General features: G+C 54.8%; 19 protein-coding genes. 5 read left to right on the top strand and 14 right to left on the bottom strand.

Annotation, left to right across the window (positions count from 1 at the left end; genetic code table 11):
• Window positions 1–6 precede the first annotated feature (6 nt).
• From ALP8811_RS03775 to ALP8811_RS03730, 10 genes are all read right to left on the bottom strand, one after another.
• A complete protein-coding gene (locus tag ALP8811_RS03775; RefSeq protein ID WP_442319888.1) occupies window positions 7–882 on the bottom strand; it encodes a carbohydrate ABC transporter permease in 876 nt (291 codons plus the stop codon).
• A 216-nt stretch (window positions 883–1098) separates the two neighbouring features.
• Entirely contained in the window at window positions 1099–2385 is a 1287-nt protein-coding gene (locus tag ALP8811_RS03770; protein ID WP_108855841.1) for an ABC transporter substrate-binding protein, read from the bottom strand.
• Window positions 2386–2503: 118 nt separating this feature from the next.
• Window positions 2504–3535, bottom strand: a complete 1032-nt coding sequence (locus ALP8811_RS03765) for a LacI family DNA-binding transcriptional regulator (protein ID WP_108855840.1) — start codon at window positions 3533–3535, stop codon at window positions 2504–2506.
• 472 nt (window positions 3536–4007) lie between these two features.
• Entirely contained in the window at window positions 4008–4877 is an 870-nt protein-coding gene (locus ALP8811_RS03760; protein WP_108855839.1) for a dioxygenase family protein, read from the bottom strand.
• 11 nt (window positions 4878–4888) lie between these two features.
• The gene (locus ALP8811_RS03755; protein ID WP_108855838.1) at window positions 4889–6193 is read right to left on the bottom strand and encodes a TRAP transporter large permease; all 1305 of its coding nucleotides are present in this window, start codon (window positions 6191–6193) and stop codon (window positions 4889–4891) included.
• Complete coding sequence (locus tag ALP8811_RS03750) at window positions 6190–6741, bottom strand: TRAP transporter small permease (protein ID WP_108855837.1); 552 nt, start codon at window positions 6739–6741, stop codon at window positions 6190–6192. Before ALP8811_RS03750 ends, ALP8811_RS03755 begins: the two co-directional genes overlap by 4 nt.
• Before the next feature lie 30 nt (window positions 6742–6771).
• Window positions 6772–7845 carry a C4-dicarboxylate TRAP transporter substrate-binding protein gene (locus ALP8811_RS03745; protein WP_108855836.1) on the bottom strand — a complete coding sequence of 358 codons (1074 nt, stop codon included), beginning with the start codon at window positions 7843–7845 and terminating at the stop codon, window positions 6772–6774.
• A gap of 39 nt (window positions 7846–7884) precedes the next feature.
• Complete coding sequence (locus ALP8811_RS03740) at window positions 7885–8322, bottom strand: OsmC family protein (protein WP_245924540.1); 438 nt, start codon at window positions 8320–8322, stop codon at window positions 7885–7887.
• A 37-nt stretch (window positions 8323–8359) separates the two neighbouring features.
• Window positions 8360–9025 (bottom strand): malonic semialdehyde reductase, encoded by a 666-nt coding sequence (locus ALP8811_RS03735; RefSeq protein ID WP_108855834.1) that lies wholly within the window; start codon window positions 9023–9025, stop codon window positions 8360–8362.
• Window positions 9022–9903, bottom strand: coding sequence for a fumarylacetoacetate hydrolase family protein (locus tag ALP8811_RS03730; RefSeq protein ID WP_108855833.1), 882 nt, complete (start codon window positions 9901–9903; stop codon window positions 9022–9024). The genes ALP8811_RS03735 and ALP8811_RS03730 overlap by 4 nt, the downstream gene beginning before the upstream one ends.
• Before the next feature lie 83 nt (window positions 9904–9986).
• On the opposite strand from ALP8811_RS03730, the gene ALP8811_RS03725 reads away from it, so the two are divergent.
• Genes ALP8811_RS03725 through ALP8811_RS03710 form a run of 4 tightly spaced genes read left to right on the top strand, consistent with a single transcriptional unit; the run spans window position 9987 to window position 13864 of the window.
• The gene (locus tag ALP8811_RS03725; RefSeq protein ID WP_108855832.1) at window positions 9987–10373 is read left to right on the top strand and encodes a YciI family protein; all 387 of its coding nucleotides are present in this window, start codon (window positions 9987–9989) and stop codon (window positions 10371–10373) included.
• Window positions 10374–10405: 32 nt separating this feature from the next.
• Window positions 10406–11071, top strand: a complete 666-nt coding sequence (locus ALP8811_RS03720; protein WP_108855831.1) for a GntR family transcriptional regulator — start codon at window positions 10406–10408, stop codon at window positions 11069–11071.
• Window position 11072: 1 nt separating this feature from the next.
• A complete protein-coding gene (locus ALP8811_RS03715) occupies window positions 11073–12371 on the top strand; it encodes a malonyl-CoA decarboxylase domain-containing protein (protein ID WP_108855830.1) in 1299 nt (432 codons plus the stop codon).
• The gene (locus ALP8811_RS03710) at window positions 12368–13864 is read left to right on the top strand and encodes a malonate--CoA ligase (protein ID WP_108855829.1); all 1497 of its coding nucleotides are present in this window, start codon (window positions 12368–12370) and stop codon (window positions 13862–13864) included. Before ALP8811_RS03715 ends, ALP8811_RS03710 begins: the two co-directional genes overlap by 4 nt.
• Before the next feature lie 72 nt (window positions 13865–13936).
• Here the strand turns inward: ALP8811_RS03710 and ALP8811_RS03705 are convergent, their stop codons facing one another.
• From ALP8811_RS03705 to ALP8811_RS03690, 4 genes are all read right to left on the bottom strand, one after another.
• Window positions 13937–14668 carry an IS6 family transposase gene (locus ALP8811_RS03705; protein ID WP_108855828.1) on the bottom strand — a complete coding sequence of 244 codons (732 nt, stop codon included), beginning with the start codon at window positions 14666–14668 and terminating at the stop codon, window positions 13937–13939.
• A gap of 132 nt (window positions 14669–14800) precedes the next feature.
• The gene (locus tag ALP8811_RS03700) at window positions 14801–16372 is read right to left on the bottom strand and encodes a sulfatase family protein (RefSeq protein ID WP_108855827.1); all 1572 of its coding nucleotides are present in this window, start codon (window positions 16370–16372) and stop codon (window positions 14801–14803) included.
• On the bottom strand, window positions 16369–18294 hold the full coding sequence (locus tag ALP8811_RS03695) for a TRAP transporter permease (protein ID WP_108855826.1): 1926 nt from the start codon (window positions 18292–18294) through the stop codon (window positions 16369–16371). Before ALP8811_RS03695 ends, ALP8811_RS03700 begins: the two co-directional genes overlap by 4 nt.
• 75 nt (window positions 18295–18369) lie before the next feature.
• Entirely contained in the window at window positions 18370–19374 is a 1005-nt protein-coding gene (locus ALP8811_RS03690; RefSeq protein ID WP_108855825.1) for a TAXI family TRAP transporter solute-binding subunit, read from the bottom strand.
• An 86-nt stretch (window positions 19375–19460) separates the two neighbouring features.
• On the opposite strand from ALP8811_RS03690, the gene ALP8811_RS03685 reads away from it, so the two are divergent.
• The gene (locus ALP8811_RS03685; RefSeq protein ID WP_108855824.1) at window positions 19461–20360 is read left to right on the top strand and encodes a LysR family transcriptional regulator; all 900 of its coding nucleotides are present in this window, start codon (window positions 19461–19463) and stop codon (window positions 20358–20360) included.
• The last annotated feature ends 99 nt before the right edge of the window (window positions 20361–20459 follow it).

Below are 20459 nucleotides of genomic sequence, written 5' to 3'. Positions count from 1 at the left end.
GCCCTCCTATTCCATCAAGGTCTTGCCAACCATGCGCAGCAGGAAGATCGCGACGATGTTGGCGAGGATTACGGCGAAGATGCCGGTGGCACTGGCTGCGCCGATATTGTTGTTGGCGAATTCGCCGATTAGGTAAGGCAGGTTCTTGTTTCCGTTGCCTCGGCTTACGATTTCGATTTCCGCATATAGCGACAGGTGAAAAATCGCCTGGATCATAACCACGATGGCAATCGGGCGCCCCAGATGCGGCAGTGTCAGAAACCGGAACTGCGACCAGGTGCTTGCGCCATCCAGAACAGCAGCTTCTTTTTGTTGCTGGTCCTCGGATTGAAGCGAGGTCATGAAGATAAGGACCGCAAAGGGCGTCCATTGCCAGGTCACCATCATGATCACCGCGATGGCGGATGTTTGGGTTGCGCGGAACGAAATCGGTTCAAATTCCGGCCAAAGCGAGAAGAAGCCGCCGAGAACGGGCATTTGTCGTAGCCCATCCAAGATGTCGTTTATCCCGCCAACTGCGATCCCCTGCAAACCCAGAACAGGATCAAGGATCATGTTGATCCAAAGGACTGCATTAACCGCGGGCATTACGAAGAACGGTGAAATCAGCAGTACGCGGACGATCCCTTGTCCCGGAAAGCTCTTGTTGATCAGGACCGCAATCAGCACGCCTAGAATGACGGTTAGAAACAGGATGCTGCACACGATGAAGAGGCTGTTTTGAATGGCGAGCAGGAAGTCTTTGGATTTCAGAACAAATTCATAGTTACCGAACCCACGCCAGTTGCTCAGACTTGGCGACGTCCATTCCGGGCGGCGAAGGCTATTCAGCACATACCGGATGAACGAGAAGTAAAGCGTCATCCCAAGTGGGATAAGCATCCAAACCAAAAGCAGAAGTACCGCTGGAGCTTGAAGAAGCCTTGGAAGCTTTCTGTCAGACATTAGTCTATCCTCCCAGCAAAACGAGGCCATCGTTCAGCTTGTGACGTGTTGGTTGCGAATGTTTGAACTTTAAGGGCCGCAGGGTCGTTAGTTCAACAAAAGCGGCTGAGTAGTGAGAGGGCCCGGCGAGACCAGGCCCTCCTAACTGTGTGGTTACTCGTAGTAACCCGCTTCACGCATGATCGCATCAGCTGCGGCTTGCGATGCTGCTAGGGCATCTTCAACCGACTTGGCGCCGGACAGAGCAGCGGCCATTTCCTGAGCAACAGCCGAACCCACTTCCGGGAATTCCGGGATGGCGGCGAACTGAACGCCGACGTAAGGCTTCAGATCGGTTGCTTCAGGTGCGGCGCTGTCGATCGCTGCCAGTTCAGCAGCTGCAAAACCCGCTGCGGCCTGGAACTCAGGGATCGCATAGGTCGATGCACGCTGACCGGTCGGAACAGAACCCCAACCGAAGTCCGGGTGGTTACCAACGGCTTTCACATAGTCTTTCGACGTTGCCCACTCGATGAAGTCACCAGCGGCTTCAGCGTTCGGCGAACCGGCGGGGATCGCCATTGCCCATGCCCACAGCCAGTTGGCCCCAACAGGGTTGCCAGCGTTCGGCGATTGAGCGTAGGCAACACCGTCAACTTCAAGGAACGAAGCCGCGATGGTCGCGTCGATCCACATGCCACACTTGCCTTCGTTATAAAGCGCAAGGATCTCGTTGAACGAGTTGCCTTCCGAGCCCGGAGGGCCATAGTTGCCAAGCAGGTCGACGTAGAAGTTGATGGCGGCATTCCATTCGGCGCTATCCAGAGCAGGCTTCATGTCCGCATCGAACCAAGCACCACCGAAAGAGTTAACAACTGTGGTGATGAACGCCATGTTGTCGCCCCAGCCCGGCTTGCCGCGCAGGCAGGCACCGTAAACGCCATTATCCGGATCGTGAATTGCAGCCGCAGCGGCTTTGACGTTGTCCCAGCTGTCGTTGTCGGCAATGGTCACTCCGGCTGCGTCAGCCAAGTCTTTGCGATACATAACCATCGACGATTCACCATAAAACGGCGCGGCATAAAGCGTGCCTTCATGCGACAAACCATTGCGCATGGCAGGCAGGATATCGTCCACATCGTATTCGGCGCTGAAGCTCAGCGGTTCGATCCATCCAGCCGCACCCCAGATAGGTGCTTCCTGCATGCCGATGTTGATGATGTCATACTGACCGCCACCTGTCGCGGTGTCCGAGGTGACCTGCTCGCGCAGGACGCCTTCTTCCAGAGAAACCCAATTGAGTTCGACCCCGGTTTCCGCAGTATAAGCCTCGGCGACTTTTTGCATGTTGATCATGTGACCGTTGTTTACGATCGCGATTGTCAGGCTGTCAGCGGTCGCAGCTGTTCCCCCCAAAAGGGCAATTGCGCTTGCTGCGCAAAGTGCATTCTTAAAAGACATCCGGGTTCCTCCCTAGATTGGATGTGATGCTTTAACGCTACCAATCATTATTACTTCGCGTCAATCTAATTTTTTACTCGCGTAAAATTAGAGGTTCAAATCTAATATTTACAACCCCTTATGCGGAACCACGCATAACCAACTTGCCCTCGAATAGTATTTCTTCGCGCGTTTTTGGACGTTCCCTAGAATCGACCAAGGACAAGACCGTCTCGACACTTCGTGCGGCGATGGCCTCATAATCTTGCGAGACTGTCGTCAAACTTGGGCACGTAAAGCGCGAGAATGGGTGATCATCATGCCCCGCAATTCTAAGGGAAGCCCCCGCATCCAGGCCGACCTTTAGACCGTTTTCAAATGCAGCCGACAGCAGACCAATTGCGAGCCGGTCGTTTGAGCACAAAATCGTGTTTGAGGGGAGCCGTTGATTTGTTAGGATCCGTTCCCCCTCGCGAAAACCGATCTCTTCAAAGTTCCACCCCTGTCCATCGACCTGGATCAGGTTTGGTTCATGCCCCAACCGCTCCATCGCGTCGATATAGGCGGTGCGCCTTTTGTATGCGTTTGGGTTGATTGGTGCCTTCAACTCAAAGAACACCGGCGGTTCTCCTGATCGACACAGATAATCTACAATCAAGCTGATACTTTGATTGTTGTCCGAACCAAAGAACGCCTCTCCAATTCCTTCAAGGTTGGCGTCAAACAACACGGTTGGGACTTCATTGGTGAACTCCGCAACCCGCTCTACCAGCGATGCCCGACCAAGTGGTGCCATCAGAACAGCAGCTGGTTTGATGGATCGAAGGCTGTCGAGGTTGGCAAGCTCTTGCTCTGGTCCACCATGAGAACTGAGAAGCAGCGGATTAAAACCAGCCTCGACAACTAGCCCTTCAATTGTTCGAGCAAACCCGGCGAAAAAGGGGTCGGTCAAATTGGGGACCACCAAACCAATGTTCTTGGTCTGACGTCGGTTCTGATTGACCGCATAAATGTTCGGCCGATAATCGTGTTTCTCTAGCGCAGTCTCGATTTTCTCGCGGGTGGACTTCCGCACGCTATCCGGATCATTGAAATACTTAGAAATCGTCGGACGGGAGATCCCGCTAACCGCGGCAAAGTCCTCCATGTTCTTGATTTTTTGATCCGTCATTGGCGAACCCTTCCGTTGCCACGTTGATAGTTGTGACTTCCAAGGATGCCCAGTAAACTGATTTCTGTAAAGTTAGTATTTGTCGCGCGTAAAATTATTTCTTACGGGGACCACGCGATCACGGCAAAGTAAAGGTTGGTCACAGCGTTTCGTGACAGAGCTCAAGGGCCTGCCTGACGTCACCAACTGCGTCGCTGCGGACAACCTGCTGCAGGTTCCGAGAAACGCACATCAAGCAATGGGTGCGTGCGAAAAAGGCGGGTGTGTCCCGCACTACAAACCCTGAGGCTGAACGCAACGAACCTCCGGGAGCAGCCGATTGCTGACCCGGCCGTAATGATGCTTCATGCACATGCTAAAGCTAGTCACCGCCGCCAGTACTAAGGTGACGGCTGAAAAGTGGATGATACACAATCATTCACAGGGCGCGCATCAAGGGCTTGACCGTTGGACGGCATGAAGCCTTCGCGCGCTAGTCTTCAGACATCAAAGTGACGTCAAACTCTACATGCAAAAAGTCCTCGGCAACTGCGCCTGAGATTTCCATGCCTTCTGGGAATTCCGATGCTGGCTTTTTGACGTATGTCATCACCAGATCGTCACGGACTCCGAAGACGGTATCTTGATCCAGATAAGGGTCGTCGTCTGGGAAAATCTCGGTGACCAGCGATCGGTAACCGGGGGCGGTCACGATGTAGTGCAGATGCGAAGGACGCCATGGATGGCGACCGCATATGTGTAGAATATCGCCAACAGGGCCATCGTCGGGAACAGTGTATTCAACCGGCTTCACGGTGGTGAACGCATAGCGACCATCATCGCCGACGGTCATAAGGCCATGGAACGAATAGGTGTCCTGCTCTTCGTCTTGGCTGGCGTATTTGCCATTAGGTGCGGTCTGCCAAATATCCAGCTGTGCTCCGGCGATTGGGTTACCATCGGTGTCTTTGATCGTACCCTCAGCCAGCAGAATGGGGCCGCCATAGTGGCGCTTCATGTCGCCACCAAACGCAAGGGGCGGAGCACCAGACACATGAAATGGACCAAGCACAGAGGACGACGTTGCTTCCGGGCTGGAATGCAGCATGTCAACCAGAGACGACAGGCCAAGCACATCAGAAGCGAGAACAAACTCGTGACGTTCTTCGCTCTCAACCGCCGCGCAGCCTTGAAGGAACTCGATGCCTTTGCGCCACTCGTCATGGGTCAGGTTGGTTTCGCGTGCGAACTCGTGCAGGTGCTTGACCAGTGCGCCCATGACCTCTCGTACGCGCGGATCGCTGTCCTCGGCCAGATAGCTCATAAAGACGTCGGTGATATTATCTTTGGTGACGTTGCGCATGATGTAGCTCCTTAAATCAAGGCGAGGCTGAGGACCGGGAAGGCGATCAGGATGAACAGGACGATGAGCATGACAAAGGCGAAGGGCAACGCACCCATGAAGACGTCTTTAAGCGAAATGCGGTCATCGTTGATCGTCGACTTGATCACGAAACACGATATCCCAAGCGGTGGTGTTAAAAGTCCGATCTCCGCGCCGACCACTGTGATGATGCCGAACCAAATCAGCGACAGATCAAGCGCTTCGACAAGCGGCAGGAACAAAGGAACGACGATTAGGATGATCGATGCCGTATCCAGCAAAGTGCCAAGGAACAGCATCAGCAGCACATAGACCAACATGACCGTCCAGAATGACGCGGCATTTCCTGCTAGGATATCCTGTAGTTGGTTAGGCAAGCCGGCCAGACCCAGCATTCGGCTGTAAATCGACGCGGCGGTGATAAGGAAGAGGATCGCTGCGGTGATGTGACCTGTTTCAAGCAAGGCCTCCCAAAACGATCTGGCGGACATCGACTTGCGGAAGGCCGCAATGATCAGGGCGACAAGAGCACCGGTCGCGCCTGCTTCAACTGCTGTCAGCCAGCCAGTATAGATCCCACCCAGAACGATGGTAATCAGTCCGAGGGTCGGAAGCGTTTTCGACGCGATCTCTCGCCCAGACATCCATTCGGTATCTTGGACAACGCGGCCGCCAACAAAATTCGGGGTGTAGCGCCCCATGAACCAAATTGCGCCGACATAGGCGATGGCCAGCATGATGCCCGGAATAACGCCTGCAAGGAACATATCCCCAACCGACTGCTCCGACACAAATGAGTAGATGATCAGCATTGCCGAGGGCGGAATGATCATACCCAGAACTGACGACCCAGCAACGACGCCAACGGCAAAGCGCGGGTTATAATCTTGGGCCAACATCTGCGGCACTGACACTTTGGTGAACACAGAAGCCGACGCAATCGACGACCCAGTGACAGCTGCGAAGACCGCGTTTGCCCCGACAGTCGCCATGCCGATACCGCCTTTGACCTTGCGAAAGCGCATGGTCATGACTTCGTAAATGTCCCTGCCCAACCCCGCTTTGGAGACTATGAGCCCCATAAAGGTAAAGAGCGGGATCGTCGCGAAGCTGTATTCCATCGCGCTGTCGCCGACCGCGATTTTCAGTAGGTTCAAGGCGAGCGTGAAGTTGTCCCGCATCAGCCAGATCGACACAAAGGACACCATGCCCAATGCGATCGGAATGTAGACGCCTGCGTAGATCAGAAAGACAATGGCAATGACCGAGATGAGGCCAATCTCAATAGGGCTCATTTGGACGGCTCGTCATGTTCGGGGGCGCGGATCAGCTGAGGGCGATCCTGCGCGGTGATAACTTTAAGGACGAAGATAAGGCAGGACAGCGCGGTCCCGACCGATATGACCAGCTTCACCGGCCACCAGGGTAACGTGAACAATCCGGGCACTCCGAAATAATCCTGCGTATCCCACATGTGTAGGAATTCCGGGAAGGTGATATAGGCGACCAGTCCCATGAAAATCGCAGACAGCGCATTGATGATGCGTCTCAGATTTGCCGTAAGCCGAGGGCGGCGATCATGCAGCAAGTTGAGAAAGCCGTCTGATCGGGTCAAGCGATCAACGCGAACGACATCAGCAAGCTGTAGAAAAACGATCAGGACGACCGAGAACTGGACCATCTCGTAGGTGCCCTTGATGGGGGCCGAGAAGACGCCTCGTGCAATCACGTCAACGTTGAGGACGACCACCAACGCCAGCACGACAAGCGTGCCTAAAGCGTTGGCGGCGATAGCAAATGTGTTGGCGACCCTAGAGAGGCCAGCGATAGCCGAAGTTAACATCGGATGACCCTTCCTGGGGTTGCCAATTGGTTACTCTGCAGTCCAGTCACGGACGCCGACGAAGCCAGCAGCTTCAAGCTTGCCAAGATATGCGGCCAGCATTTCAGTTCCCTGCTCGCCATTTCCGTTCAGCGTTTCGGCCCATTCTGCTGCGATGTTTGGCATCGCGCCCGCCCATGCGGCGCGGTCATCAGCCGAGACTTCAACGATTGTTCCGCCAGCTTCGGTATAAGCCGCATGTGCAGCAGCTGCGCGGTCCATTGCGATACCGGCAAGGTGATCGCGGTATTCGATCGCGACGTCCTGAAGGGTGGCTTTCACCTCGTCAGGCAGCTTTGCCCAATAGTCCGCATTCACGGTGACGGTTTTCGAGTTCACGGCACCAAGGTCCGCTTGCAGCATGTAGGGTCCAACTTCTGCGATCTTGAACGTGACCGCAGCCTCGGGCCACAACATCGCGCAATCAGCCAAGCCGGTCTGCAACATGTTGTAGAAGTCTGTCAGACCGCCACGAACACCAGCGGCGTCTTTGATGCCTTCAAGATAGCGCAGGTTCAGACCCGCACCCGCAATCTTGCGACCTTCAAGATCTGCAACCGAAGCGACCGGCTGCGAGCAGAACACCTGATAGGTATCCAACACGACGCCCGTCGCGAGATAGACTTGGTTCTGAGCCGCAAATTCGTTCTGCATTGCGGGGTATTCTCGCGCAATCTCGTCTACCGCCTTTGCAACAGCGCGGGCATCCGAAGACACAAACGGTGTGGACCCCGAGATGCCTTGGCTTGGCAGCTTCGATGAATGGAAAATGGTTGTTACGATGCCAATATCGCCAAGACCCAACTGCACGCCTTCCAGCACGCCCTTGGGCTTCACGATTGATCCACCGTAGTTTTCCTGCCAGTTAATTTTGTAGTTTCCGGCGGCCTCAAGGCGGCTATCCATCTGTGGGATAAAGAAATTCGAGAACTCTTTCACCCAAAGTGCGCGGTCGGGATAGCCATCGATGACCACTGCCGAAACGCTTTCTTGCGCGGTAGCCGGTAGAGCCACCATCGTCGCAAGCGCTGCGCCCACCATTGTCTTCTTCGTCCAATTCAACATTGTCTTCCTCCCAGAGATGTAGGCTTTCGCCCTGTTGATTTATGCGTTCGTCTTCACCCAATTCACGGTCAGATCTGTGCCGGCTGCTTCAAACAGTTTTGCGATTGCGCAAAACTTTGCTGTTTCCACCCCGACCCTTGTCAGGTCATCCTGACTGGCCGGGGTATCGCAGTTCACCGTGAGTGTGATTTCGGGGAACGGCACGTCGATCTCTTCCTCCAAGAGAACACCGCGCCGATCAAATTTGCAGTTTGCGTCAATACTTATCGTGCCAAGATCCACACCAAGTTTTTTGGCGCATTTATGACCGATGACATTGGTGCAGGCGATCAATGACGTCATTGCTGTCTCGGTAGGAGAAGGCCCCAAGTTGGTCCCACCACGTTCTAATGGTTCATCAATCACGACATTTAGGTCGCGTACTGGAATTTCCGTGCGCGCATGGGTCGGGCAGGCTGCCTTGGCACGATAGGTCACAACAGTTTTCATCTTAACGGCCATTGCAGGTTCCCCTTCAGGCAAATGTGCAGACTTGGTCGAACGCAAAACGCGGCAGTTTTTGAAACAGCGCGGTTTCATCAGCGTAACCAATGTTGCACAGGAAATTTGATTTCAGGGTCGTGCCGGCAAAGAACTCTTCATCGACAATTTTGTTGGAGAATCCTGACATGGCACCAACATCCAGCCCGACGGCACGCGCCGCGATCATGAAATATGCGCCCTGAAGCGTGCCATTGCGATAAGCTGTGTCTTCGCAATACTCGGGCTTGCCATCAAACAGGTGGCGACGATCTTCGTGCGGGAACAGAAACGGCAGTTCATGCCAGAAATCCATGTCATAGGCGATAATCGCTGTGACAGGCGCGCCCATCATCTTCTTCACATTCAGAGGCTTCAGCGATTTCGCAAGACGCTCTTTGCCTTCGGGTGTTTTCACAAACACGAACCGGGCGGGCAGCGTGTTCATGCTGGTCGCGCCATTGATTGTGATGTCATAGATCTCTTCAAGCAGTCCGTCCGGGATCGGCTTGTCCGTCCATGCATAATGGGACCGAGCCCCCCGCAGGATCAGGTCAATCGCGTCATCTGACAGCCGGTCAATCCGCCCGCGCAAAGCACGGTGATCTTCCTGTGCTTTGGCGCGTAGAACCGCAAGCTCTTGTCCGGTTGGCGCGTTCATTCAGCAGCCTCCGAGGCATGGTCTTTCTCGTCCACGATAGGGCTGGCGCAAATGCCGATCCCTTCAATTTCGATTTCAACCGTTTCACCTGGCACCAACCAACGCGGGTTGGGCTTCTTCGCGTGCCCAACGCCCGGCGGAGTACCAAGCGCGATCAGGTCGCCGGGTGCTAAAGTGGTGTATTCCGAGACGATCGAGATGATTTTGCGCACGCCCCAAATCATGTTCGCAGTGTTTGAGCTTTGCAGGATCTCGTCGCCAACGCGGCTTTCGATCTTCAGGCCAGCTGCGCCTTCTGGCACTTCATCTGGTGTCACAACAAACGGACCAATCGCGCCAGTGTCGTCAAAATTCTTGCCCGGCGTCCATTGATGCGTCTTGCGTTGATAGTCCCGCACGGACCCGTCGTTAAACACCGTGTAGCCAAACACATGATCCAGCGCGTCGGCTTCCGAGATGTGGCGGCCACCCTTCCCGACGATCAGCATCAGCTCTGCTTCATAGTCGAGCTTCTCCGAGCACGTCGGGCGCACCAAGGGCTTGCCTGCCGCCATGATCGACGCTTTCGAGCGCATGAACAATGCCGGGTAATCCGGGATGTCGTAGCCGCCTTCTTTGATGTGATCCGTGTAGTTCAAACCGACGCAAATAATCGCGCCCGGATCTGCGATGGGCAGCGCGGGTGTGATCGAATCGACAGGCACCGTCGGCGCCGTGCCCAGCTGATCAGAAAGAGATTCGACACGGCCGCCTTGACTAGCAAGCACAGCCAAGTCGCTGCCAATTTCAGGGTCAAGCGCCGTAATATTAACGGCATTCTCGCCAATTACGGCAAAGACCGCAGTCCCGTTTGATGTCTCACCCACCATGTATTTCATGAATGCAATCCTTGTCAGTTCCCCTAATTTCTGCCTACAATATTATCAGATGTCAAATAATATCGATATTTTTGGAGGGCACGATGGTAACTTGGGCGGATTACAAGGCAGAGGCGAAGGGCCGTGGTGCATTGGCACTTGAGCTTTATGTGGCGCACAGCACGCCTGCAAAAGCACCCGAAGATGTGAAGGCATCCCTGCCTGATCATCTGGCCTATCAGGCGAAGCTGGAACGCGAAGGGAAACTTGCGTTTGCAGGGCCTATGTCGGACGAAACCGGTGAACACATGCAGGGCATGGGGTTGATCATCTACCGGGCGGACAGCCTTGACGCTGCACGCGCCCTTGCCGAAGACGACCCGATGCATAAAAGCGGTGCACGGACCTTCGTTTTGCGGCGCTGGATGATTAACGAAGGGTCAGTCAGCGTTTCCGCCAACCTCTCGACAGGTGGCGCAACGCTTAGCTAAAGGGCTTTGCGAACAGCAGTAGGAGAAGCCAGATGAATATGGTGACAGAGACGGCGACCAAAGAATCTTCGGCCACGCGTGGGGCATATCTTAAGCTGCGTGAGATGATCCTGACGGGCGAGATCGAGCCCGGCTTCAAGCTAAAGATCGAACAGTTGCGCCGTCTGCTTGACTTGGGCTCAAGCCCGGTGCGCGAGGCGCTAAGCCTTTTGACGTCAGACAAACTGGTCGAACGGATTGATCAGCGCGGGTTTCGCGCGGCACCGGTCAGCAAAGCCAACTTTGAAGAAATTCTCATGCTGCGGTGCACGCTTGAAGACATGGCGCTGCGCGCCTCTATCGCCAATGCGGATGCGGCTTGGGAAGAACGGCTTATCCTCAAACACTACCACATGAACAAGGCCCGAGGCGGAGAGGTCGTCACCTTCGAAGCCGCCCACAAAGCATTTCATATGGCTCTGTTGGATCAATCTGGATTGCCGATGCTCGAGGGGTACTGCTCGCAGCTTTACGACCTGAACATCCGCTATCGATACCTCGCCGCGGGCGGCAAAAGTTATCAGAAACGGTCCATTGAAACCGAACACCAAGAGATCATGGACGCAGCCCTTGGCAAAGATGCAGACAACGCCTGCAAATTGCTGCTGAACCATTATCGCCGGACAGGCGAGTATCTGAGCAGCCAGATGGACACATAAGATGAAGCGCAATCGTTTCCTAGGAGATCTGCTGGCGCACCTGTTCGACCGGCCCAATCAGATGCGTGGAAAGCAAGATGATCGCAGCATCGTCGACCTTTGCGAGGCGCTTTTGTCTGCCGAAGGTGAAGTGTCGGGGTATCGGCTCGCTGCAACAGTGCTGGAACGCTACAACGCCTTGGATGACGACGGAAAACGCGCGTTCTTTGAATACCTCAATGATGAACTTGAGATTGACGCAGCCCATGTTGCGGAACTTGCGCACCAATACGCAAAGGATCCAAGCGTCGAGCATTTTAGCGCATTGAGCCAAGCCTCCGAGCCACGGCGCCAAGAATTATTGCGTCGGCTAAACCAGCCTACAGGGGCGACGCCGACCTTGGTGTCGATGCGTGTCGACTTGCTGCGCTTTTTGAAAGATCAGCCTGCGCTAAGGCGAACTGATCTCGATTTTGTCCACTTGCTGCGAAGCTGGTTCAACCGGGGCTTTCTGGTCTTGAAACAAATCAGCTGGGACACCCCGGCGCGGATCCTCGACAAGATTGTCGCCTATGAAGCCGTCCACCAAATCAATGATTGGGATGATCTGCGACGCAGGCTTTACCCGCCTGATCGCCGTTGTTTTGCGTTCTTTCACCCAGCCATGCCAGACGAGCCGCTCATTTTTGTAGAGGTTGCCTTGACCAAGGGCGTCCCCGGATCAGTTGACAAGCTGCTATCCGAAGGGCGAACGCCCATCGACGCAGAACAGGCAAACGTCGCCGTATTCTATTCAATTTCGAACTGCCAAAAAGGCCTTCGCAACATCAGCTTTGGCAACCTGCTTATCAAACAGGTGGTCGCTGAGTTGGCACTGGAAGCCCCAACGCTTGAGACTTTCGTCACCCTCTCGCCCATTCCTGGTTTGAACGCATGGCTTAAACAGCAGGTCGAGGATGATGAAATCGGACACGCCGCAACCGCGATGCTTGGCGGTGAGGCCACGGATGACGGCTGCAAAGCCTTGGCCGCGCGGTATCTGTTGTTGGCAAAACGCGCGGACGGCTCTCCTGTTGATCCTGTGGCACGGTTCCATCTTGGCAATGGCGCTGAGGTGTACGGCCTCCATGCCCAAGCAGACTCGTCAGAGAATGGGCAGGCGCAGTCAAGCGGCGTGATGGTCAATTACCTCTATGATTTGTCACAGACCGAGCTTCAGCACGAAGGCTTTGTCTTGAACAACATTGTTGCCGCTTCGCCATCCGTAACGGCGCTTTCAAATGCACTGCTGACGACAATCCCCAAAGGCATAAACACATGACAAACCCGCTTTATGATACGTTGATCGCGCCGCACGCTGGCAATAGCTCGACTTTTCTGGAGTGCGATGACGGCACGCAGCTAAGCTATGACGCCTTTGTGCGCCGCGCCGCGCAAATGGCCCATGTTCTTGTTGCGGCTGGTGTCGCGCCCGGTGATCGTGTGGTCGTGCAGGCCCCCAAGCTCAGCGACACCATCGCGCTTTATGCTGGTTCGGTGCAGGCCGGTGCGGTCTATTTGCCGTTGAATACAGCCTATACAGAAGCCGAGATGGAGTATTTCGTCGCGGACGCACAACCCAAACTGATCGTATGTGACACGAAAGACGAGACCGCGATCAATGCAATCGCCACCAAGATCGAGGCAAAGGTCCTGACCCTTGATGGTGCAGGCGGAAGCCTGTCAGCCACAGCAAACGAAATGCCCGAGGTCTTTGAAACTGTTCAGCGGGATCCAGATGATCTTGCATCCTTGCTTTACACATCGGGTACGACCGGCCGTTCAAAAGGCGCGATGTTGAGCCACAAGAACCTGTTGTCCAATGCCGAAGTTCTGACAGAGCTTTGGCAGATCACAGATGATGATCGGTTGGTGCACGCTTTGCCGATCTTTCACACGCACGGTCTTTTCGTTGCGATGAACACCGCGCTTTTGTCAGGCGCGTCAGTTCGGTTCATGGAGAAATTCGACCTTGATGCGGTTCTGGACACATTGCCCACCGCAACCTTGATGATGGGCGTGCCGACGTTCTACACGCGCCTGCTGTCTGATGAACGCTTTGGCAAACCCACCGTCGCGAATATGCGACTATTCATATCGGGCTCAGCCCCTTTGTTGGCAGAAACACATGTGGCGTTCGAAGACCGCACCGGCCATCGCATCTTGGAGCGATACGGCATGACCGAGACCAACATGATCACATCCAATCCGTATAACGGCGAGAGGATTGCGGGAACGGTTGGCTATGCCCTGCCCGGGACAGAAGTGAAAATCACCGATGCGGCAACCGGCGATGCCTGTGCGACCGGTGATATTGGCGTCATCGAAGTGCGCGGCGACAACGTGTTTCAAGGCTATTGGCAGATGCCAGAGAAGACGGCTGAAGAGTTGCGGGATGATGGATTTTTCATCACTGGCGACCTTGGGATGATGGCCAAGGATGGCCGCGTCTCGATCGTGGGTCGACAAAAAGATCTGATCATCGCAGGCGGCTACAACATCTATCCGAAAGAGATTGAGGACGTCATCAACGACGTTCCCGGCGTATTGGAAAGCGCAGTCTACGGCGTTCCGCATCCTGACTTCGGCGAAAGCGTGATTGCGTCGATTGTGCTGGAAGACCCTGCCTTGTCCACGGATAGGATTATCTCAATGGTCGAGACCAATCTTGCCCGCTTCAAACATCCGCGTGAATACCAGATTACGGAGGCGCTTCCGCGCAATACGATGGGCAAGGTTCAAAAGAACATCCTGCGAGAGTTGCACCAAGAATGACGATACAGGAAACCAACCTTACGAAATAAGGATCACGCGGGACTGTGCTGTCAGACAAATTCGAACCAGTCTCTACTCAGCTGGCATAGCTGTCCCTTTTGCTGTGCAGAGACCGCGCCACTCGACAAGAGCAGCGGTGCGATTGAGCTTGAATTGATCTCTGTTTGACAGGCTGCGTTCATGATTGAAGTGATTGAAGATGGAGACGTGAACGGCGACAAATTTCTGCAAACTTCGCATTCGTCTAAAGCGGGACATCTCCCGTTCTCGTCGTCGGAAAGGAAGATGAGAATTCTCGATCCGGTTGTTCAAGTAACGGCCGGTAGCTTGTTTGTCCCCGTTTCCGATTTCTCGCATCGCGGCCGCGTAGGACCTCAATCGGTCTGTGACGACAAGCTCGGGTTGGCCGTATCGCTTCATTGCTTTCTTCAAGAATTTAAGGGCAGCACGCTTGTTCCGACGTTTGGTAACATAGCTTTCCAAGACTTCACCTTCGTGATCCACGGCCCGCCAAAAACAGTACCGCTCCCCGTTGATCTTCACGAAGACCTCGTCCAGGTGCCCCTGCCAGTTTGAATACGAGCGCAGCCGGCTGACCCTGTTTCTCCGGATCTCAGCGGCAAACAATGGGCCGAACCTGTTCCACCAAAATCGAACCGATTCATGGCTGATTTCCATCCCGCGTTCGTGCAAAAGATCTTCAACATTCCGAAGCGACAATGGAAACCGCACATACATCATCACTGCCAGCTTGATGATCTCCGGGCTGGTTTTGAGATATTTGAAGGGGTCGCGTTTTGACATGGAAGGACGCTAGATCAGCGCCCTCCCCGCCTCAAGCTGGTTTCTTCTGACAGAGCCTGCTGTTCGGTGCATGATTTCGGAACGTCTGCTGCTACTTTTGGGATCGCATGCAACTTGTTGGGCAAGCAGTTGTCAGGCTCTGTAGGCTGGGAGTGGAGATCGGTCTTGTAAGTTTATGATCCGTCTCAGCATCGCCTCAGTCACCGAATGCCTGACGCTTTCATAGTTTGGATCGTCATATTGGTTTGCAAGCTCATATGGATCACTCTCAAGATCATACAGCTCATGCCAGTTTTCACCTTCCCGCAACGACATCCGATAGCGGTCTGTAACCACGGTACGTACACGCTGCGGCTTGTCGAAGCCGGTCATTGTACGCTGGCTGTCCTCTTCAACGATGATGGCTTCTGGAGGATCAGATAAGAAAAGATCCCGCCCCTGAATGCCGTTGAAGGGCTGAATGCCTGCGCGCGACAAGATGGTCGTGGCAATATCGATGGAAGAAGCCAGCCCTTGATCCGCATTCGCGGGCACGGGCGTCGTCGGATCATTCCAGATGAACGGCACACGAATGGTGCCCTGATAGTGCAAAAGCAGTTTCAGCATCAGCCCGTGGTCGCCCATATAGTCGCCGTGGTCGGTGGTGAAGATAACCACCGTGTTGTCCGCCAGCCCAAGGTCTTCCAGACGCTTGAGCACACGGCCAATCGCATCGTCGATCATGGTGATCATGCCATAGGTCAGCGCGATGATGGCACGGGCCTCGTCCTCGGTCACAGCAAACGGGTTCTGGTTATCACGCGGGTCAGTACCCTCTTCCATCGCCCTTTGCATCGCTTTGATCGGAGGCAAGTTCCCTTTCCCGAACGAACTTGGCAGCTCGATCTCTGCTGGGTCGTACATGTCCCAGTATTTTCCCGGCGGCGTGAACGGGTGATGTGGGTCAGGAAAGGACATTTGCAGGAAGAATGGAGCATCTTCCTGAGCACGCTCAGCAAGCCAATCTTCCGACCGGTCTGCGATCCATGATGTCGAGTAGAGCTCTTCCGGAACTGCGGTCCTCCACGCTTGAGGGGCATTAATACGATTGTCGGGAAGGGCATTGTCCGGTCCCACAAGATCGTCAAAATCCGAACGCTGCTCGCGCGCCCAAAGAAGATAATCTCCTGAGGCCTGATCGGCGTGGTCAGCGGCAATTTCGACGTGCTCGAAGCCATAGAAATCGCCCGTCAGCCGCTCAGAAATAGGCCTATCCCAATCCGGCACAAGCTCAAGCTCGTATTCTTCTCCCTGGCGGTTGTTTTTGTACGCATCCTGAAGATGTGCCGAGGGCGCTCGTTTGCCTTCTTTCGGTTCAAATTGGTTGGTCGCGGGAAGACCCGTAAAGCTCTGCAAATGCGATTTGCCAATCAGACCCGTCCGATAGCCTGCGTCGCGCAGTAACTCGACAAATGTCGTGTGGTCCTTTGACAGCGGTATGCCGTTGTGGCGGGCACCATGAGCCGAACACATGCGTCCGGTCATGATCGACGCCCGGTTGGGCATGCAGATCGGATTGGCCACATAGAACCTGTCAAACCGAGTGCCGGTTTTGGCGATGCTGTCGATGTTTGGCGTCTTCACAACCGGGTTTCCATAGCAGCCCAGATGATCTGCGCGGTGCTGATCGGTGATGATGAACAGGAAGTTGGGTTGCTTGCTCATGATGCGACCTCTTGTTGGGTGGTGCGGCTACGGCGGATGTCAAACAGGATCAGCGCCACGCCAATAGCCAGTGCGGGCAGATGCACCACAGGGCTGATTGCAAGTAGCGTGAATGCTGTGAGGAACCTCAGCACAATTTCCGGAACTGTCAGTTTGGTGCGGTCAAAGCCGGATAGGGCTGAGGAAAAGAGCCAGATGCAGAAGCAGGTCCGTGCGACAATCCACAGGAAGGGCAGCAGGCTGAATTCCTCGATGATCAGGATTGTTGGATAGAAGGCGAAGATGAACGGGATGATGAACTTCGACATGCCCAGTCGGAATGACATCAGCGCCGTCATCAACGGGTTTGCCCCTGCAATCGGTGCGGCAGCATATGCCGCGATTGCCACTGGCGGGGTCAGCGATGACGCGACGCCATAGTAGAACACGAACATGTGCGCGGTCAGCATCGACACGCCCAGTGCTTGGATCGCAGGGCCCATGACCAAGATAATGATCAGGTAAGCCGGCAAGGTGGGCATACCCATCCCCAGCACCAGCGCGCCCAGCATTGCAACCAGCAGCGCCGAGAACAGGCTTTCCCCCCGAACTGCGCTAATCACATTGGCAAGCTTCAGACCAAGACCCGTGGAGTCCAAGGATCCCACAAGAATACCAATCGCTGCGATGGCAATCAGAAGGGTCGCGCCGGACTGTGCGCCTTTGACAAAGCTGTTCCAAAGACGTTTCGGATCATTTCGCACATCAGGATTGATGACCGACAGAAGCACAAGGACGATGACCGCATAAAACCCCGCTTTCGAGGTCGAGACACCCCCTATCAGCGACGCGATCACGGTCGCAATCGGACCGATGAACAGAACCGAGTTGATCATGTCCACTCGGGTGATTTTGTCCTCGACGGTCAACGCCTGCACCTCGATGCCTTGGCGGCGCGCCTCTACCGTCACGGCCGAGAACAGGCTGAAGTAATAGAACAACGCCGGGAACAGGGCCGCGACGATCACGTTCAGATAACCAACACCGGTCAGGTCCGCCATGACCAGCGCAGCAGCGCCCATGATCGGCGGCATAATCTGCCCGCCCGACGAAGCCGTTGCCTCGATCCCTGCCGCGAAGGTTGGTGAAAAGCCACGCTTCTTAATCATGGGAATGGTGAAAGTTCCTGTGCCCACAATGTTGGCCACGGTCGATCCGGACATAGTGCCAAACATGGACGAAGCTAAGATGGCTGCGTGCGCTGGTCCTCCTCGAGTACGTCGAGTGGCCAGAAAGGCGAATTTCAGAAGGGTGTCGCCTGCGCCAGTTCCTTCCAACAGAACGCCAAAAATGATGAAGATGAACACTGTCACCAGAACGATGTTTGTGATCGATCCAAAGACACCTTTGTTGGTGTTGTACCAGAGTGCTTCAGCCACTTCTTTCAGGGTAAAGCCAGTATGCTCCATAAGCCCAGGGGCATGCTGTCCCACGAACAGATATATGACCGCAAGCGAGCCGACAGTGAACAATCCCCAGCCCCAAATTCGGCGGCAAAGTTCCAAAAAGACCGCAAGCCCAGCAAGTGCTGGCCACGCATCTCGGTTCGAGACGTCATAGAGCGCTTCCTCCATCTGAGTCTGTACGAAGAAAAAAGACCAGATCGCCCAGATCCCCACCGCTACAAGTGCAATATCGATGGTCAGATGCAAACCCTGCAGAGGCTGGTGGCTGTCCTTGTGCTTTGCTGCGCGTGTTTTTTGCGACAATGCGACACCAACAATTAGCGCCAATGCAAAGCCTGTTGCGCGGTGCAGTTTGGGGTCCAAAAGCCCGAGGCCAGAGCTGTAGAGGGCAATCACCCCAAGTGCGGCGCAAGCCAGAACTGAAGCGATTGAGAATACGCGGTTGATCCCGCCGAATGAACTCATCAGGGCAGACATGGCAGTCTCCAAATGGTGCGGATCGTGAAAGGAGTCTATCGGGCGACTGAACGGCCCGATAGAGCTGCGAGGGTGCTACGGACGCAGATTACCCGGAACGTCAAAACCTGCTTCGTCATAGTAACGCAGCGCACCGGGGTGCAGCGGGACGTTGACCGATGTGAATGCGGTTTCTTTTGTGACGCCCTTCAAGAAGAACGCGGTCGCCTGGACTTCTTCAATATTTTCCCAGAACGCTTTGGTCGCGTTATAGACTACGTCGTCCGACACGCCAGCATGGGTGCCCACAAACTGGAAGAACCCCAAAGCGGTGATGGTGCCTTCGGTCAGTTGCCCCTTATAGACGCTGCCATCAAACTGCATCATGCCGCGGCCGGGACGACCGAACAAAGCTTGCATCGCTTCGTCTTCGATCGACGCCTCTGGGATGGACAGAACGCGGAACTCGCCGGACAGACCGAATTGCTCGATGCGTGCTGATCCGATTTCAGCCGGGCGGACCATCACGTCGATCTTGCCATCGGCCAAGGCCGTGTAGCCCTCGCCCCAGCTCAGACGCACCGAGGTATAGTCCGTTCCGGCCTCAAGACCCGCGATGTTCTTGATTAAGGCTTCCGACGTAGCCGAAGCCGACCCGGCGGGTGGGCCCGTGAACACAGTTTTGCCCTTGATACCCGCCCAGTCCTCGATGCCAGAACTTGCCAGTGTGACAGGGTGATATGCACCCGCTTTGAACCCAAGGATCGCGCGAAGGTTCTTTGAAAGTTCTGGCGCGTCGTCAATATTGGCATACATCGCCTTTTGACCCGCCATCAGGTTCACCAGTGACGGCACGCTCGAGAAGAAGTCGATCTCGCCCTTAGCGCCTTTCAGCATCGATTTGGTCAAGGTTTGCCCGGCATTGACCTGAATTTGGACATCCGATTTGCCCGCCTGATTGGCAAATGCCACGAACATTGTGTGCACCGGATCACCAACGCCCGCGGTTTCGCCTTTGAAGATGTCGGCCGATGCAGTTGTTGCAGAAATCGCCGTGACGGCTGCAATCGCCACCCCTGCGAGTGCTTTGAAGTGAAACATTTTATCCTCCCTAGTTTGAAAGGAGTTTAACAGGTTCAATACTTCATATATAATCAAACATAGCCACCAATAGATAACAAATTGATATGAAACTTGACCCCAAACACCTTGCCCAGCTTTCTGTGATAGTTGAGGCAGGTTCGTTTCAAGCCGCAGCGGATCGATTGGCGCTGACGCAACCCGCGCTCAGCCGGAACATGCGAGCCTTGGAAGACAGGCTTTGCGCGCCAGTTTTCAAACGTGATGGGCGCAGATCGGTACCCAATGACTTGGGGCTTAAGCTCGCGCGCAACGGGCTGGCGATCCGCATTGCCGAAGAGCAAGCAGGTAACCTTGCCGATCTGGCCGCCGCTGGTGCCGCCGGTCAGCTAAGGATCGGGGCCCCACCTATCGTTGCTGGGCGTTTCCTGACGGACACTCTTTCCCAGTTCATAGCGGACAACCCCAACTGCAATGTCGAGCTTCGCACCGGGCTGGTGCATGAACTCCGCAGCATGCTGCAGCGCGGTCAAATCGATGTGGTCTTTGGTCCTCAAAGTCTGGCGGACCCCGTCGATGGGCTTGAGTTCATCCCCATGATTGATGACCGCGTGGCGATCATGTGCCGGATGGACCACCCGCTGACCCACAAACGCAATATCTTACCTTCTGACCTGATGTCTCAGTCCTGGCTTGCCCATTCACGAGGAAGCCTTCTGAGGCAACAAACAGAGGCCGCGATGATCGCTTCAGGCGTTCATCATATGCACATCGTCTGCGAAACCGACTCAATCCGTTCCGCACTAGAGATCGTGTCCGCAACCGACCTGATCACCTCGATGCCGATTGAAACCACCCGCACATACCTTTTTGATCAACTGTGTTTTCTTCCCTTTGATCACCCTCAATTTCACAGGCCGATAGGCGCAATTTACCAAGGCAACATGCCTACAAATCCGATCGTGGATGGTTTCTTGAAACGACTTTTGAAAGTCGTCCGTTTGTAGATTCACAGGTCGGTGAAATGCGCGGGCTCGTCGATCTTGTCTTTATGACTGGTGCGACCGGCACAATGCGGTCATTCAGGCTTATCGCGGCAAATGACG

The sequence above is a fragment of the Aliiroseovarius pelagivivens genome (assembly GCF_900302485.1).
In the GTDB taxonomy this organism is placed as follows: domain Bacteria; phylum Pseudomonadota; class Alphaproteobacteria; order Rhodobacterales; family Rhodobacteraceae; genus Aliiroseovarius; species Aliiroseovarius pelagivivens.
Note: the sequence above shows the minus strand (reverse complement) of the source record. Positions and strands in the feature narration are given on the sequence as shown.